The following is a 15,921-nucleotide window of genomic DNA, read 5'->3' on the forward strand; positions in this document are numbered from 1 at the left end:
AGAGCCCGGGCTTTTTTATGTAAATAAATAGTGAACAATACAATTGGAGTTTAAAATGAAACAGGTAATCTTTGGCATGCTTCTCTTGTCCGCTTCCTCGGCTCTGGCTTCCGCAGATCAGTTTGCGGGCACCTATCGTCTGACCAGTTCTCAAGTTGAAGGCGACACCTTCTGTTATGATTCTTTCACCATCGAGGTTAATGGCAATGAAGCTTCTTTCAACCGGGACGGATACATGATCTATTCAGGCGAAGTGAATGGTCCAAAACGTAAAGTATCCTATTCCCATGGCGAAGCGTTGAGCAGTACCAAGGGGTATGAACAGGTCACCCTGGAAAAAGGGGTTCTTTCCTTCCAATTCAAAGGAACCAGCTCTTTCGTGGGTGTTCCGGCCACGCGTGAGGAAAGCACCATTTCCATGAAACTTTCCCAGGACGGAAGCAAACTGACTTTGCTAAGAAAAGAATTTGAGGGCGTGGCCTTCGGTCTCGGCAAAAAAGCTGCCGCAAGCTGCCAGTACACCCGATAATCAGAATCTGAAAAGGCAAGGGAGGCTCTCGGCCTCCCTTTTTTTTATGCTCTCATTTTGGGGAACAAACCTTCCCCGCGTGTCACAAGTTTTTTCAACCAAACTCCGAGGCCATCCTCCGGTCCCGGCAGTCTTTCTGTGACAATCAATCCTTCATTGTGAAGCCTTGCGATCAGTTCTTTAATCTGACGGTCACTGTCGCCGCCGTGTTCGAAGCGGACTCCGTATTGCGGAATCTCGCCGTGCTGAAGCTTGTATACAACTTTCCCTTTAACTTCAACATGCTGCCCTTGGAAGTCCCAACTTACTGTGACGTCCTCATTTTCACTCATCGCCGGTGCTGATGACAGCAACAATCCCCCTAGAGAGATACTTTTCACGAAGGCCTTTTCGCCATTCACCATTCCCATATGATTAAAGTGATAGCGTGGAGCGGCTTCCCACCAGCGAGTGCGTGGATCAAAGTATACCTTCTGCACAGATGGAACCACGAAATACGCAACGACCAACAGATCCACCACTACAACCAAAATCAACAACAGCAATGTGCTCAGATTCATATTCGTCATGTAGCTATAGACATTTGAAGCCAGAACGATCAACAGGCATCCCAGATAAGCCCAGTAGCTCCAGCGCTTACACACATATATAAAGATTCCCGCCAGAACCGGGATTACAAGATAAATCAAAAGCAATGGTTTTGGCAGAACCTCAAACCAATACGTCCACTGCTGTCCCAGAGTTCTTCCGGAGCGCAGGGCATTCAAAACAAGATTTCCAACAGGGGCAAGTATATGAAGAAGTGCAAGAATGATCAGGGACCATGGTTTTGTTTTCATAACAAAATGATATGGAACCCTGAATTTCTATACAAGGAAATAGTTGTCGATGCTTCTCTCTAGCTGTTTGTTCAATTCCACGGGATCAGTCACCGTTTCGATCTTCACGACCTCGTCCATCGGATAAACCACAGCCAGCTTAATTTGCGAAACCCCTTGCAGATAGTTCATGCGGTGCAGAGCCCAGGTATAGGCTTCCAACTGACGGAAGGCCATATCCGAATACCTCTGCGACCCGGTCTTGTAATCCACCATCCACAAAGTTCCGTCCACAATACCCCAAAGATCGATCTGTCCCTGCATCAAAGCTTCTTTGTATTTCAGGGCAAACCCCCACTCTACAAAGCCATTCTCGATAATCTTGAGCAATGGAAGCTCCGAGGTCTGGGCCAAGAACTGCAACGGTTTGCGCAGATCCTCGTCTGAAATCTTTAAAAGCTCCTCAAAAGGTGTGAACTTCAGGGCTTCAAACAGACGATGGGCATTGGTCCCTTGCTGGGCCCGAGCCAGACCTTTTCCAAGCTGGGTCGCCTTGGGGGTGTACCCCTCCCCCTGCACATCTTCCGGCGTTACTAATTCTGTTACAGAAATATACTTACGCTTCTCCGAAACTTCCGCCCCAGACCATGGAGCACGAACGTCCTTTTCAGCCAGGTCCTGCTCCATCATTCGAACAGGTTGCAAGTTCTCGGCGCGGACAACATAAGAAAAATCTTTTTCCTCATGCAAACCCTCTTCCAAGTTCAGCGGACACTGGGCTGCCCAGGACTTTTTGCCGATCTTCTTATCCCACAACAACGTCACGCCGGACTTAGCCCGTGTCAACGCCACGTAAAGCACGCGGTTGAACTCTTCCGTTTCCCGGCGGCGCAGCTCTTCCACAATCTGATCGGCCAGAACACTGCCAGCCATGGCTTGCGTTTCTTCGTTGCGAATCTTCAAAGACCACAACCCGGTTTTTTCGTGGATACTTAAAACAGGCGCATGACTGGCGCGGGGATCACTGCCCATTCCCGGTAAGATCACCTGATCAAACTGCAAACCTTTGGAGGCATGGACCGTCATGAAGTTCACACGTTTGGGCTCAATCACCGGCGTGGCATCCGCATCCTCACCGCCTTCATCCGTAGACAAAGTTTCCAAACTCGCATCCAGGAAATCCAGATAGTTAAAGCCCGGGCGTCGCTCTTCCTGCGAAAGTAACGCCACCACCTTCCACAGATTGGCTTCACGCCGGCCCGTGGAATCAATGCGGGCCGAGTAATCAAACAGCCCCAGATCAATCAAAGCTTTTTTTAAGGTGAACGAAAGGCCTTTGGATTCGGCCTGCCCCAGTAGTGTCTTCAAAACGCGCAACGGATGCTGCTCGTCCCGACTGTCCATGTGCTTCTGTGCTTCCTTCCAGAAGGAGTGACGGAAAGAATGACAGTAGGTCACAATTTCAGAGTCCGGCAAAGCCAGCCACGGGGATCTTAAAAGAGCCACGAAATTGGCGTTGTCATGGGGATTGACCAAAAACTTCAGGATTGCCAGGGCATCCAGAACCTCTCGGCGCTCATAGAACCCGCTGCCGCTATGAAGCTGTAACGGAACTCCGTATTCCTGTGCGACCTTGGCAATGTCCTCCAACGTCTTGTGAGTACGCCCCAGAACACAAATCTGCTCTGGACTGACCCCCTGCTGCAAAAGCTCCTGAATACGGGAAACTGTTGCCAGCACTTCGGCCGAAGTCTCGTGTTCGTCGCCGGTTTCTGTCAGAAGAACCTGAACAACAGGAATGGCCGGGCCCTTTTTTTCTTTTCTTTCATCCGGAGTCATTGCCGCAAACTGCGGACTAAGACGTGTGAAATAATGGTTGAAGAACTCCAGAACCTCCGGCGATGAGCGGTAGTTCACCAGCTTTACTTGCACATCACCATTCTGAGCCGCAATCTCGTCCACTTTTTCCTTGAAGACTTCGGAACGAGCCCCGCGGAACAGATAAATACTTTGCTGGGGGTCTCCGACAATGAAGACCGGTCTTTCACCCACCAAGTGGCGCAACAGCTCCACCTGCACCGGGCTGGTATCCTGGTATTCGTCGACCATCCAGAAGTCCCATTCCTGGGAAAACTTCACCGCAGCCTCCGGTTGCTCCATGATGATTTTATAGGCCAGCGTTTCGAGATCGCTCATCGACAACAGACCATTTTCAATTTTAGTCTGCATAAAATCACGGCTGAAGTTCTTTGCCAGCTCTTCAAACAGACCGCAGTTGCGCTGATGGCGATCCCAATATTCGGGGCGATAGCGCGGCTCCTTCAAAAGGACATCAATGCGGTCGCGCACTTCTTCCAGCTCTTCGTTCAGGCTTAAACTGAACGGCGCTGATGCTTTGCGAAAAACCGGCTTGCTGGTGTGTTCCCAGAAGCTTTCCAAACGCTCAAAGAACTGGGCCCACTCCGAATTATTCACATTCCAGGAAAAACCGGTCATCGCACCGGCATACTCGATCCACTTGTCATTCGAGGTCTCCTGGGAAATTTCCAGACATACACGGCGCAACTGACTGGCAATCTGCTGGACAACTCTGACGGTCTCAGCTTCCAGTTCACCGCGGGAAATAAAGGTCATCCCCGGAAAGATCACATGCTCAGAGAAATACTTCAGCAGTGCGCCCTCTAAAGTCTGGAAGTCGTATTCTTCCAAAAGCTCCTGCAACTGCGGATTCTCCAGAAGATATTTGCGCATGATCTTGCGCGCGCCCTTGCGGATTTCAGAATCACTCATGATTTTGTAGTCCGGGGTCAGGCCGATCGCTGAACCATAGCGGGACAGAAACAGGCTCAGCACACCGTGAATGGTGGAAATCTGCACCTGAGACTTGGAACTGACAAACTGGAAAAGATCATCACGCTTTTCCTCCAGAGCTTTCCCTAAAAGACGCTCTTTCAGTTCCTGGGTGGCTTTACGGGTGAACGTCGTCACCACAATACGGGGGAACTTTCCATGCTGAGACTGAAAGTCGCTGGCAAACTTCAGAAAGGTCTGAGTCAAAGTGGTGGTCTTCCCCGCACCGGCACCGGCTCGCAGGATGATGTTTTTTAATTCAGATGTGGTGCCCGACATTGGCGCCTCCACTCACAGGTTGTACAAGTTTTATAATCCGCAGGACGAGCGTCACACTCGCCATTTTTGATCCGATCCAGTGTCGTCATCAAGATTTGACTGAATTCGGTCAGATAGCGCTCCTTGGCTTCATAGGTGGCATTTTTATCCTTGCGCTTGGAGGCCGGATAAAGGGTTCCCGCCAAGTCCTCGACCTTAAAGCCCTTGCGCTCAAAGTTTCTGAACACATAGTAGAACAAACCGATCACTTCACCCTGCACGTCTTCCATGAGGCCTTTTTCCAGAACCCACATATAAAAGAGCAGTTGCAGTTCGTGATTCTTCAGCCACGAGGCATGGGCGGAAATTCCGCCCGAGGAACTCTTGTAATCCACCACCACCAGGTGGCCATCACCATCCGAATCCACCCGGTCGATCTGACCGGAGATACGGAAGCAGTTGTCTTTGGCTTCGCGATGGATTTCCTCTGTATTTGGATCAAGATAGAACTCGAAGCGTTTTTCCCGTCCGATGGTTCGAGTTTTTTTAAACTCCTCGCGCCAACGCTTTTCAAAATCAAGGAAACGCAAACCCAGCTGGACATGACGCTTCTTCAAGGGGATCCAAAGACGATCATCTGCAAAAATCAGTTTCTTTTCGATACGGACCTTTTCCAGAAGCTCTTCCAGCTCCGACACGGTCCAATCAAAACGCATGGGTTCAATCGTCAGCTGTTCAAAGATCGCATGGGCCAACTGCCCCCGGGTGCGATGATCCACATCCAAATCAATATCCGGCAAATCCTTCAGTTTGAAGTATCTTTGGGCGGCAAAAATAAACGGACACTCCAGGAAACTTTCAATAGACGAAGCCGAAATTCGTGGAAGCTCTGCTCCCTGGATAGGGGCCGAAGGGGATTTACCCAAATCCTGTAAAATACGCTCTTCCACTTGCTGCTTGCGGCCTGCCAACAAAGGACGATCCCCTCGCTGCTGCGAATGTTGCAACTCGTCCCAGCGGGTTTCCAGAGGAACCGTCAGCTTCTCATGCTCTCCCTGCAGGCTCATCCAGAATGTCGCTGGCGAACACAGAGAGCCACTTAAGTCCGTTGCTCCAAAGCAGTACAGGTCCTCATCACTATCAGCCTGAGCCAATAATCGCAGCTCAAACTCCAAATCACTTTGATCCGGATTGTCCAGATAGAAGCCAATGTCCTTGGCCAACTCAAAGTAATCCTGGCCTGACAACTGGGTTTTATTTCGACCTTTCAAAGACTCATCCGTCAGGCCCAGGAAGATACGTCGTCGCGCTTTTTCACTGTGTGCCGACATCAGCTTTGTGACCATCACACCGCGAGGCTCCCCTTTTTCCAAAGTGTACTCTTTCGCAGCGACGATGCTTTCCAGATAGCTTAACCATTCTTTCCACGTCAAGGAGGTCGAACTCACGGCATTCTGAAGAAGCTCACGCAGAATGACCTGGACGATGTCTGTTTCATCCGCGCTCCAGGACATCAACGCCTTGGCCACAAACTCGTCGCGTTTAAGAAACCCGGTCAGGTCCATCTGCTCAAAGAATACTTTATGCACAATTTCATTCCGGGCCAGGTCCTCATTGACGTAAAGGCTTTTAAACAAGGCCCGGAATTCTTCATAGCGCAGTTGCTGGGCCTCTTCTTTTTCAAAGAATGAAATCTCCAGATCCGAACTGGAAAGACGACCGCTTTTGGAACGCAAAAGCGCCAGCCAGCGCGTGACAGAAGGAAGACTTTGCGCTTTGTGGGTGATGTCCTTCTGAACGGGAATTCCCTCTTCTGCCAGATAGGCCTGAAGCACCGGCCAGTAAGTTTCAATATCCGGTGCTATGATGGCGATATTATCGGGCGCAATTCCCTGTTCCACCCAGCGGCGAACTGTGCCCACACTGTTTTTGATTTCCGCCAGCATTCCAGAGAAACGCAGAACCTCGACTTTCTTTGTCACTTCGGCGGGTTTGGGCAGCTTTTCCGTCTTGGCGCTCTGAGCGCGCAAGTCATCATAGGGTTTCAGCAGGAAGTGGAAGTCTTTGCGCCATTCAGGGTTGGGCTCCAATATCACCACATCGACAGACCGGGAAAGTACGTGCAGTAGCTCGGCCTCAACCCGTGTGATCTCCCCGCTCAGATCCACAATCAAGGGGATGTTCCAGACTCTTTCAAGTTCGTTGAAGTTTTGCAGGTATGCGGTGATCCAATCCGCAGTGATCACACGTTGGTCCTGCAGAAGTTTCAGGGCGCAGAAACGCGCACGCAAATACCATTCCTTCCAGCGGTTCATCGCCTCGGGATGGCTTTCAAACCATTCTGTCAGGCGCTGAGTTCCTTCCGGGTGAAAGATCACCGCCGCCATCTGGTCGATATAACTAAACACGGTGTCTTCCGCAGAAGAGTTTACCCCGAGCACTTCGGCGTGTTCATCCATGATGGTGCGCAGAAGAGATCTGGCAAAAGGATCACTGACCAGACGCAACCCCGGATCCAGACGCTTCAACAACATCTTCCACAGGTCACTGGCACGCAAAACGGATTCGTCGACATATTGGCCGTCACGGCCCAGAATTTTCTGCTGAAGTTCAAATTTAGTGCGAAGATCCGAAACCAGCCAGGACTGTTCTTTCGGATTGTAGTTGGCGAAGATCTCGGAAATCTGAGATCTGCTTTCGATGGAAATAACTTTCAGCATTTTTGGATTACCGGCGTTGTTTCAGTTTTCTTTTCTTGCCGTTATTATCCGTGAATTTGAAGTTAGCATCAAAGCTTAAATCAATGCTGAGGCCCACCATAATGCGATTGTCGGCACTCTGACCGGGATAGACACCCAGCTCCTCTGTGTAACTTGCAGCATCAATGCGGAAAATGAAGAAGTCCATTCCCACACCATAGGACACATAACCCTGATTCACACCCGCGCGCAGATCCAGGAATGGCAAAGAAATCTCGGTCCCCAAGTGCAGCTTCTTTCCAATCTGAATATCGGGATCCAAAAGATGCTGGCCTTCCAAGGCAATCACCCAGTCAAGGCCCGGCAAATCCACGCCCAACGAAACACCTGCTCCAAGATTCTGCGGAATATGCGAGGGCGCATCGTTCCCCGCTGTTTTTGTGAAGGCCGTGTCCCCGATATCCTTCCACACCACCGTGAGAGTCGGATTTAAAGGTGTGTCCGCAACCGTCATCAATCCAAAGTCAACACCGTAACCTGTTCCCTTATTCTGGAACTCATCCATCACGCTTTGCAAATCTCCCGCATTGGCCACCGTGGAAAGCCCCAGTTCCTGCACATCCCCACCCCAGCGATTGATTCTCTTAAGTGCCAATCCCAACGAGGTCTTCGGCCCCAAGGGATAAGCGCCACCAATCACATAGGCTTCGTCATTACGGAAATAAGTCGTAAAGGAAGGATACCCAGGATTGTGCAGTTCCAGGGACACATTATAGTCTGTGTAGTATCCAAATCCGAGGAACGGCAACGCCACCGCCGCACTGCCGGTGGCATTGGCATAGATACGACGTCCGAAAAGATTATTGTAAGTGGAAGGATCATTTTCATCCAAGTTAGAAATCGCATCAAGGTCCTCGGTGGATAACATCCGGCCACCGACATTCACGCCAAGCAGGTGTATATCCAAACCTTCAATTCGATCCATCGCTGCGGGATTTACAAACAAAGCCTCAGCACCTCGGGTCGTCGTCAAAGCCGCCCCACCCATTCCCAATGACCGTATGGAGCGATAGCTTTGGTTGATCTCCTGCGCGGAGACCTGGGAAGACACTATTAAAATAAAAATCGCAGCAACAATTTTCATCATAGCACCGGCGGTTTCAATCTAATGCAGCAGTAAGCTGGGTTGTTCAAATCATCACCCACGTCATCCGGCATCACTCCCGGAGTGCAAGTCCCAAAGCCCATGGCTGAAGAATCCATTAACACCCGAATTGTATAGAGTAGCTCTGGAGTCACCGCTGCGACATTCGTCGCCGTGCAATTGCCAGCTCCGGCCACCACTTCACACTGGGTAAGGGCATCCTGCAGCGCCGTCAAGGTTGAGTTGCCGCCGCTTAAAACCGCTGCGAGAGCCGACATGTTTTCAAAAATAATCCCAATCCCCGAGGCAATCTTCTTTGCTTCTGTATCAGTAATTGCGCGCGCCGGAGACGCCACGGGCAGCGGAATATTTAAAAAATTTTGTATCGGATCACCCTGAGGCCATCCGTCTGTTGCTGCCGACCCCGCACCACCACTGTAGTTATGGCAGATGTTATAGTCTGTTTTATAAACTCCGTCCGCCACGCCATCTTGAGTGGGATCCAGCTTTGCTCCAAGGGTCGTGCCAATTCGTGCAATCCCCAGAATCGTCAGGAACAAATTCTGATCATTGGTTCTTTCCAGAACCGATCCAAACGAGGTGATAATATTGATCGACTGATCACAGGCGCTGGTGTCCAGAGCATTGCCGGCAAAAATACTCATAAAGAACGGAAAAATACTGCTCGAGGGACTGTTCTTCAAACCGTTGATAATGTCTACAAAGGTGAATCCGCATTTTCCCGCGTAGGCTCCAGCAAGAGCCTCCTGAACGTCCACTTGGGCCGCATAGCCATCGCTCATCTGATTTTCGATGATATCAATAGCCGTGTCCCATTCCAGCGCATCAATCTTCTTTTTGGCTTCAAAGAAGAGAGCCTCATCAGAGTCTGTTTCAGAGACATCCGTCAGAAGGTTGGGCTGACCACAGGAGGTGGTCAGAGTCAAAGATAGAAGTAATATCAAAGTCCTTTTAAAACCTGTCATGCTTCATCCTTAAAAGCGGTATGCAAACTTGAAAGTGTAACGTCTGTCTTCACGAGGTGAATCCGAGGTGCCGATCTCTTCGCCGTAAGTGGCGAACTGCCACTGAAACTTTTCTGAGGCGAGTTCCATGCCCGCTGTCCAATACCTCTGATTATATCCGCCTCTTAAGAAAAGCACATCTCCGAAGTTCAATTCGAGACCGCCGTGAATCAACTTGGCCTTATCCTCTTCATCCGCTGATGTTAATAAACCACGGTATTCCACTGTCCATGCCGATCTCACATATCTAGAATGAATCGGAAAGATTGCAGCTGCGACATCAACGTCCTGTTTGACCAAATTGGGACGGTCTGTTGTGCTCATTCGGACACCATGAGACTGATCGAAGCTGGTACCACCCACGTCACGCACCACCGCGGAGATGGTTGGAATATACGTCCAAGGTGCTGCCAGAATCAATCCCACATCGGTAGAAAGGCCCACGCCTTCCGTGCCGATGGATTCATAGTCCAACGGACCCGCCGCCGACAAAGTGGGATTGTCCACTTCCACACGACTGATCAGTTTGGTGTTAAAACCCAACTTCACACGCCCATCAAACAAGCGGAAGTTAAAGCCCAAAACAAAGGCCAGATCGTTTCTATAGTAGGTATCAATCGTCGATCCATCCTGCGCCATCTCAGCATCCAGAATATAATTTCCATACAAGCCGATGCCGAAGTTTCTTCCGACAAAGGATGGAAACACCTGAGCCTTGGCGTGATAGTAGGCGCCTCTTTTGGCATCCAGTGCCGCTTTTATGTCCTCTAGTGCATAAGGATTTGAAAACGCTTTTTCGCCATAGAAACCTTGCGTCTGATAGCCGAACTCAAGCTCTGGATCCAAGATCGTTCCATAGAAGTCACGAAGCTTGCCCAATGCCGCTGGGTTGACTAACAATGCGGTTTCATCATTCGTCACAGCAAGACACGCACCGCCCATCCCCTGGCAACGAACCCCACTGTAAAAACTGCGGCGCTCACGCGCGTTCCCATCCGGGGTGAACGCCATCAACAGGAGAGTTTGAATCAGCGTTATCCATAAAATCCTTTTCATAGATACCTCGCTTAAATTGGTTGAGATAAATCAATGGATATATCGGCAGAATGGGGCCTCACATTGAGACGTTTCACAAAAATACATTCCTAGGTCCCGCCATTTCGTGATGATTACGAAATTAGGAGTTCTAAATTTATGAGTTAAGGACCTTCGGATAGTGCCGATAAGTTCACTATACTTAGGACCGTTATAAGGAGTTCCAGGATGTTTTCGAAGAAAATGGCAACATTGATTCTAGGATTGGGTGCAGCACTTCTCACGGGATGTGAGGCTGAACAGACTGAAAAGGACATGATCGCAGAGGCGCAGTTCTGTATGGACAAGGCCCGCGATGAGGCTTCTGCCAATGCCTGTGTTAGTAAAATCGCAGGTCTGACATCCCCGCAAGCCTACACACTTCGCTGTGCCGCAGGCTTTATTTCAGCTGAAGTTACCAGCGCAGAGAATCTTTCAAAGGCTCTGGATGCCATGACGGATCAAGGCGCAGGCGCGACTTCCATGCTGACGGTGCTTAACTTCAACAACGATATCGATCTGGCGAACCAGACGGCTTTGGACTGCAATCGCTCCGGCCAAAAAGGCCTGGCTTTGATTGGCGCTTTAGCCAAAAGCTCCACAGCTCTGGCTGATGCGGCCAGCAAACTAGGCCTTGGTTCCTGTGGCGCAGATCTAAACTCCTGCCAATCGGCTATTGAAGATACAATTGCCGATATTCTGCAAAACCCAAATAGTACCGCAGCAGTTGAAGCGGTGGAAGCTATCGGGGGTTCTATCCAGGCAGTCTACAGCGCAACTTGCGGTGGTACGAGTGTCGCCAACAGCTCCATCTGCTCTGACATAAATCAGGCTGCTGCTGCTGCTGGAATTGATATTGCGACCGAGCAGAATCTAGCCGAAATCGGCAAGGCCCTGCTAGAACAGTGGCAACCCACGCCATAAAAGGTAAAAGGTACCAGCTCACTTTTGCAGAAGCCTCGCATTAAAAAAGGAAACGGCCCACATAAGGGCCGTTTTGCTTTTTTCATAATCCGTATTTCGGGCAAATAACTCACTGCTTCTGCAAAAGTGAGCTGGTACCTCTTAGAAGTCTAGGTTTAGGCGTGTGGCGTAGACACGGCTTTCGATAGGCGTGTTTTTAGTTCCTACATCGTTAGCATAACTGACCAGATCCAGATTGAAGATGCCCAGTTCCGCTGACAGACCTGCCGTCCAGAACGACTCTTTCAAGCCCACTCGGTAGTGACCTTTCCACCAGGATGTCACTGTCCAGTCGAACTCAAAGCCGATGTGAACGCCTTTTCTCCAGTTGAAATCCGGATGGCCCAGATCTCTGACATCAAGCACACCGCGACCACCGAAGATCCACGCAGATGGATATTCCCAGCGCGTCCCCAGATCAACAACACGATAAAGTTTTTCTGGCGTGCCGTTCGTTGCTTCCTTGTTTAACAGTTTCAAGGAAGACCCAAAACCGGTTTCAGCAATATTTCTGACGACCATACCGAAAGTGGGACGTGCCAATCGCAACACCGACCAGAATCCTTGATCCGGCAGTTCCGGCGTCCACAACAAGCCTATATCGGCATCAATTGTATAACCTTCCAGCATGTCCTCTTTTTTCAGGATCTCACTGCCTTCAGCAAAGTCCGTGGCACTGATAGGTTTGCTGTAAAATCCGCGATTCACAAATTTCCCCGTCACACCCCAGGACAGGCGACCGTTTTCAACGCCCTTCATATCATCCGCATAAGCAAGACCCAAAGTCGTGTCGGCATAAACCGTCGTATTCACCGCTGGGCCCACCAGTTGGTGCATCGCCATTTCAATCGAGATATCAGCCGGAATCAGTGCAATACCCCAATTGGGACGAACCCAGAAGCCTTCCATCGGTGACAAACGCAAAGAATAGACTTCGCCGTAATTCTTTTCAATCAGCTCCAGATAGGCTTGTGTTTTCTGCTGTTCAGTCTGGTTGCTCTTGTCGATATCTGAAAATTCATTATAGAAGTCCATGGCTTTAGGCGTTCCCGCGGCACTCAAAGACAAGTTGATCTGACCGTCTTCGCGGCGAGCCAGACCTGCGGGATTATAAAAGATAGCCGAATAATCGTTGGCAACGGCAACAAAGGCATCGCCCATTCCCAGAGCGCGAGGAGCCTGATAGTGATGGTGAATGGTCGTGCTGATACTTTCAGCCTGTGCATTTGTGCCGGAAATCATCGCAGACAGGCCCGCGAGGAGCAGGAATCCTCTTTTAGACATATTTTTGCCTCCAAAATTCTTACCATTGATTGTAGACATAATTTATACTTTGTCTTATGCGAGTTTTTACCTGCCTGCTTTTTTTGACCTTGGTCGTGAGTTCAATCCAGCTTCATGCTGCACCCACAACCACGACTACTTTAGAAACATCTCCATTGACGGGAGAAGATGACGAATATCTCGGCACACTGAAGGCCTCGGACTTCCCTCCCCGAAAAGAATATCTGCTGAATTTTTCATTGGGCTATCAAAGTGGAAACTATCTTGAGCGCGACGAATGGCTTCAAGGCCCCTATCTGGTCGTAAGGCTGAGTTCCATCAAGCGGGATCCTCTCCCGGTCTGGGACTATGAGGTTTCTGTCAATAACGAGCAGTTCCTCGGCGCCGGCGTTGGTCACCGCTGGTATTTTGCTCCGGAGGATCGCTTTGTTCCCTACGCGCGCTTGGGAGGCCACGCCTATCTGGACACAGCCGATGGCATCACGGGATTCATCGAAATTCGCCGCTGGCGTGTTCACGCCAGTGTCGGTGCTGGCGAGACTTTCACCGGAGAATTCGGAACCGGTTTTTCAGTGACCGGCCCTGATCTATATGCGCAGTTCGGATATAATTTTCAGTTCTAATTCTTAAGACCGTCGAGCCACTTTAAAAGACGGTCCACCTCTCGAATCAAATGCTGTTCATCCCGGTTGTTATAAAGGACAAAGTCCGCCTGCTGCTCTTTGGACTGCAATGAGATCTGCGAGGCGATACGCATATCGATTTCATCTTCCGTCCACCCCTGGCGGCGCAGACGCTCTTTTTGTTGCTCTCGTGTGCAAGACACCACGATGACTGCATCGAACTGATCCTTGGCTTTGGTCTCAAAAAGCAAGGGGATATCATAAATAGCCAGAGCCGCGCCCATGTCCTCGTGCAGGCGGCGACGGCGACGGGTTTCTTCACGAATCAGCGGGTGCAAGATGGCTTCCAGCTTGTGCAACTGCTCAGGGTCACCGAAGACACGCTGCCCTAACTTGCGCCGATCCAAGCCCCCTTCTGCAGTCTGAAATTCGGATCCAAACTCTTGCAGAACAGACTTAAGTCCAGAAGATCCAGGTTTCACAACGTCTTTGGCAATCTCATCCGCGTCCACGACCGGAATATTGTGACTGCGAAGCATTCTGCTCACCGTACTTTTACCGCAAGCTATACCTCCGGTCAGTCCTATCCATTTCATCTTTGAAACTCCTTAAGGATTACTTTTATTTTACCGATAGTCCTCTCAAAGGGGAACATGAATTCATGTCTCAAGCTGTGGAACAGTTCGGTAAATACATTCTTCTAGAGAGACTCGCCGCCGGTGGGATGGCCGAAGTGTATCTGTCGAAATCCACAGGCGCCGTGGGCGTCAATAAGTTTGTCGCTATCAAACGCATTCTGCCCCAGTACTCTGACCACCAGGACTTTATTGAGATGTTTAAAGAAGAGGCAAAGATCGCCGTGAATCTGAATCACGGGAACGTTGTCTCAATTTATGATTTCGGTGTCGAGAAGGCACAGTTCTTCCTGGTTATGGAATACGTCGAAGGCCGAAACCTTCGCCAGATTCTGAATGAACTTAAAAAAACCAGCACTCAGTTCACCATCGAACAAATCGTTTACATGATTAAAGAGGTGGCTGCAGGTCTTGACCACGCCCACCGCTGTCTGGATGGGACAACAGGAAAACCTTTGAACATCGTTCACCGTGACATGAGTCCTCAGAACATCATGGTGAGCTTCGAGGGTGAAGTCAAAATCATCGACTTCGGTATCGCCAAAGCTGAAACCCAGATGGAAGCCACCAAAGCCGGGACCCTCAAAGGGAAGTACGGCTACATGAGTCCGGAACAAGCCGACGGTCAGGCGATCGACCCGCGCACGGACATTTTCTCAATGGGTATTGTGCTGTGGGAACTTCTCGCCAATGACCGCCTGTTCACTTCTAACAGTGAAGCGGCCATCCTGCGCAAGATTCGCGAGTGCCAAGTCCCTTCGATTCGCAAAATCAATCCTTCCGTTCCACCGGAACTGGAAAGAATCGTCAACAAGGCGCTGGCCAAAGACAGAAGTCTTCGCTATCAGACCGCGGCGGCTCTGCACCGTGATCTGAATCGTTTCCTGAACACCCAGTATCCGGAGTTCTCTCCGCATGACTTCAGTGTATTCATGAAAAACGCCTTCTCTGCCGCGTTCCTGGAACAGCGTCGCAAGCTCGTGGAGTTTGCGAAACTTCAGGCCCAACCCACGTCAGAGGATAAAACGATTGTCACACAAACGGACATGCGCTCGCCTTCCCGTCCCGCCCAGGTTCCGACCGAGGCACCGGATGGTGAAGAAAAGCTGGATCTGGACACTTCCACAGATATCCGTGTGAATCTGGACAATCTGAAAACTCCGCCAAAGCCTTCGATGCCGAAGGTGCCCGGAGTCAACGCCACAGATACCAATATTACTCACACACGCACTCAGGCGACCGGCACTTTCACGTCCGGGCCGAATGCAATGACACGCACCCCTTCAAGCCTATCGCAGATGGGGACCCGAACCTCCATTTCGAAGCATCAGGCTGGTTCCTCTATGGAGGACATCACCGGTCTTGCCATGAAAGCTGTCGGGGCCCTGTTGGTCGTTGTCGGTCTGTGGTGGGGCTACACCAACTTCTTCGCAAAAAAATCTGCTCCAAAAACAGCCGCGACCGCCGGCCTGACACCAAGCCCGGCCGGAAAAAATCCAGCGTCAGCTCACGGTGTGCAACAGACAGAACTGGCCGCAACGTCACCGGAATACACTGTGACCATTTACTCCAATCCGGGCGGCGCCCGTGTGGTGATCGATGGCGTGGATACTGGAGAATTCACTCCGGTTCGCAAAACCGTCAAAGCCAACACTCCTTACAGCCTGCGCTTGGTTAAGGAAGGTTATACAGATTTGGTAACAACAATCACTCCGACTTATGAGGCTTACTCTTTCACAGGAACTCTGCAAAGACTTCCACGTGTGGCCTCGCTGATCATCAACATCGTCAATGGGGGAGCCAACCCTGAACTGCGCATTGCCGGAGTTCCTGTGGCGATTAAACCCAGTGGTGATGCGTACCTGATCCAGGCGGAAGTTGGTGTTAAAATACAAGCTAGAAATAAGACGACAGGACTCTCTGCAGAGACCACAATTACTGTTCCTGCGGACCAGAGAAAAATTGTAGATTTGTATCTGAAATAATTCACTTCGTCGTTCGTTTGCAGCAACTGAGGAG

The 15,921-nt window shown here is 50.3% G+C and carries 12 protein-coding genes; 4 read left to right on the forward strand and 8 right to left on the reverse strand.

The features are described 5' to 3' along the window. The first annotated feature begins 55 nt into the window (after positions 1 to 55). Positions 56 to 529: a hypothetical protein gene (locus ACZ50P_RS14010; RefSeq protein WP_464118307.1), complete on the forward strand. Its 474-nt coding sequence runs from the start codon at positions 56 to 58 to the stop codon at positions 527 to 529. A gap of 44 nt (positions 530 to 573) precedes the next feature. Here ACZ50P_RS14010 and ACZ50P_RS14015 read toward each other — a convergent pair whose 3' ends face one another. The 6 genes from ACZ50P_RS14015 to ACZ50P_RS14040 are packed head-to-tail and all read right to left on the reverse strand — an operon-like array spanning position 574 to position 10,379. Next, positions 574 to 1,368, reverse strand: coding sequence for a PilZ domain-containing protein (locus ACZ50P_RS14015; protein WP_464131869.1), 795 nt, complete (start codon positions 1,366 to 1,368; stop codon positions 574 to 576). A 27-nt stretch (positions 1,369 to 1,395) separates the two neighbouring features. Beyond that, positions 1,396 to 4,476, reverse strand: coding sequence for a UvrD-helicase domain-containing protein (locus ACZ50P_RS14020; RefSeq protein WP_464131871.1), 3,081 nt, complete (start codon positions 4,474 to 4,476; stop codon positions 1,396 to 1,398). Continuing rightward, on the reverse strand, positions 4,452 to 7,175 hold the full coding sequence (locus ACZ50P_RS14025; RefSeq protein ID WP_464131873.1) for a PD-(D/E)XK nuclease family protein: 2,724 nt from the start codon (positions 7,173 to 7,175) through the stop codon (positions 4,452 to 4,454). The genes ACZ50P_RS14020 and ACZ50P_RS14025 overlap by 25 nt, the downstream gene beginning before the upstream one ends. Positions 7,176 to 7,182: 7 nt before the next feature. Then, the gene (locus tag ACZ50P_RS14030) at positions 7,183 to 8,301 is read right to left on the reverse strand and encodes a hypothetical protein (RefSeq protein ID WP_464131875.1); all 1,119 of its coding nucleotides are present in this window, start codon (positions 8,299 to 8,301) and stop codon (positions 7,183 to 7,185) included. Beyond that, the gene (locus ACZ50P_RS14035; protein ID WP_464131877.1) at positions 8,298 to 9,284 is read right to left on the reverse strand and encodes a hypothetical protein; all 987 of its coding nucleotides are present in this window, start codon (positions 9,282 to 9,284) and stop codon (positions 8,298 to 8,300) included. Before ACZ50P_RS14035 ends, ACZ50P_RS14030 begins: the two co-directional genes overlap by 4 nt. A 9-nt stretch (positions 9,285 to 9,293) precedes the next feature. Further along, positions 9,294 to 10,379, reverse strand: coding sequence for a PorV/PorQ family protein (locus ACZ50P_RS14040; protein WP_464131879.1), 1,086 nt, complete (start codon positions 10,377 to 10,379; stop codon positions 9,294 to 9,296). Positions 10,380 to 10,586: 207 nt separating this feature from the next. Here ACZ50P_RS14040 and ACZ50P_RS14045 point away from each other — a divergent pair, with 207 nt between their 5' ends. After that, positions 10,587 to 11,321, forward strand: coding sequence for a hypothetical protein (locus tag ACZ50P_RS14045; RefSeq protein ID WP_464131881.1), 735 nt, complete (start codon positions 10,587 to 10,589; stop codon positions 11,319 to 11,321). A 141-nt stretch (positions 11,322 to 11,462) separates the two neighbouring features. Here ACZ50P_RS14045 and ACZ50P_RS14050 read toward each other — a convergent pair whose 3' ends face one another. After that, complete coding sequence (locus ACZ50P_RS14050) at positions 11,463 to 12,644, reverse strand: PorV/PorQ family protein (RefSeq protein ID WP_464118315.1); 1,182 nt, start codon at positions 12,642 to 12,644, stop codon at positions 11,463 to 11,465. A gap of 95 nt (positions 12,645 to 12,739) precedes the next feature. Here ACZ50P_RS14050 and ACZ50P_RS14055 point away from each other — a divergent pair, with 95 nt between their 5' ends. Next, the gene (locus ACZ50P_RS14055; RefSeq protein ID WP_464131883.1) at positions 12,740 to 13,267 is read left to right on the forward strand and encodes a hypothetical protein; all 528 of its coding nucleotides are present in this window, start codon (positions 12,740 to 12,742) and stop codon (positions 13,265 to 13,267) included. Here the strand turns inward: ACZ50P_RS14055 and coaE are convergent. Continuing rightward, positions 13,264 to 13,863 carry a dephospho-CoA kinase gene (gene coaE, locus ACZ50P_RS14060; RefSeq protein WP_464131885.1) on the reverse strand — a complete coding sequence of 200 codons (600 nt, stop codon included), beginning with the start codon at positions 13,861 to 13,863 and terminating at the stop codon, positions 13,264 to 13,266. The genes ACZ50P_RS14055 and coaE overlap by 4 nt on opposite strands. 65 nt (positions 13,864 to 13,928) lie before the next feature. On the opposite strand from coaE, the gene ACZ50P_RS14065 reads away from it, so the two are divergent. Then, a complete protein-coding gene (locus ACZ50P_RS14065) occupies positions 13,929 to 15,887 on the forward strand; it encodes a protein kinase domain-containing protein (protein WP_464131887.1) in 1,959 nt (652 codons plus the stop codon). The last annotated feature ends 34 nt before the right edge of the window (positions 15,888 to 15,921 follow it).

This window comes from Bdellovibrio sp. CKG001 (genome assembly GCF_055397465.1).

What these genes read in the sequence shown, in the direction of transcription:
- ACZ50P_RS14010 (WP_464118307.1), top strand. Translation starts at nt 56, where the DNA reads ATGAAACAGGTAATCTTTGGCATGCTTCTCTTGTCCGCTTCCTCGGCT.
- ACZ50P_RS14015 (WP_464131869.1), bottom strand. Translation starts at nt 1,368, where the DNA reads ATGAAAACAAAACCATGGTCCCTGATCATTCTTGCACTTCTTCATATA.
- ACZ50P_RS14020 (WP_464131871.1), bottom strand. Translation starts at nt 4,476, where the DNA reads ATGTCGGGCACCACATCTGAATTAAAAAACATCATCCTGCGAGCCGGT.
- ACZ50P_RS14025 (WP_464131873.1), bottom strand. Translation starts at nt 7,175, where the DNA reads ATGCTGAAAGTTATTTCCATCGAAAGCAGATCTCAGATTTCCGAGATC.
- ACZ50P_RS14030 (WP_464131875.1), bottom strand. Translation starts at nt 8,301, where the DNA reads ATGATGAAAATTGTTGCTGCGATTTTTATTTTAATAGTGTCTTCCCAG.
- ACZ50P_RS14035 (WP_464131877.1), bottom strand. Translation starts at nt 9,284, where the DNA reads ATGACAGGTTTTAAAAGGACTTTGATATTACTTCTATCTTTGACTCTG.
- ACZ50P_RS14040 (WP_464131879.1), bottom strand. Translation starts at nt 10,379, where the DNA reads ATGAAAAGGATTTTATGGATAACGCTGATTCAAACTCTCCTGTTGATG.
- ACZ50P_RS14045 (WP_464131881.1), top strand. Translation starts at nt 10,587, where the DNA reads ATGTTTTCGAAGAAAATGGCAACATTGATTCTAGGATTGGGTGCAGCA.
- ACZ50P_RS14050 (WP_464118315.1), bottom strand. Translation starts at nt 12,644, where the DNA reads ATGTCTAAAAGAGGATTCCTGCTCCTCGCGGGCCTGTCTGCGATGATT.
- coaE (WP_464131885.1), bottom strand. Translation starts at nt 13,863, where the DNA reads ATGAAATGGATAGGACTGACCGGAGGTATAGCTTGCGGTAAAAGTACG.
- ACZ50P_RS14065 (WP_464131887.1), top strand. Translation starts at nt 13,929, where the DNA reads ATGTCTCAAGCTGTGGAACAGTTCGGTAAATACATTCTTCTAGAGAGA.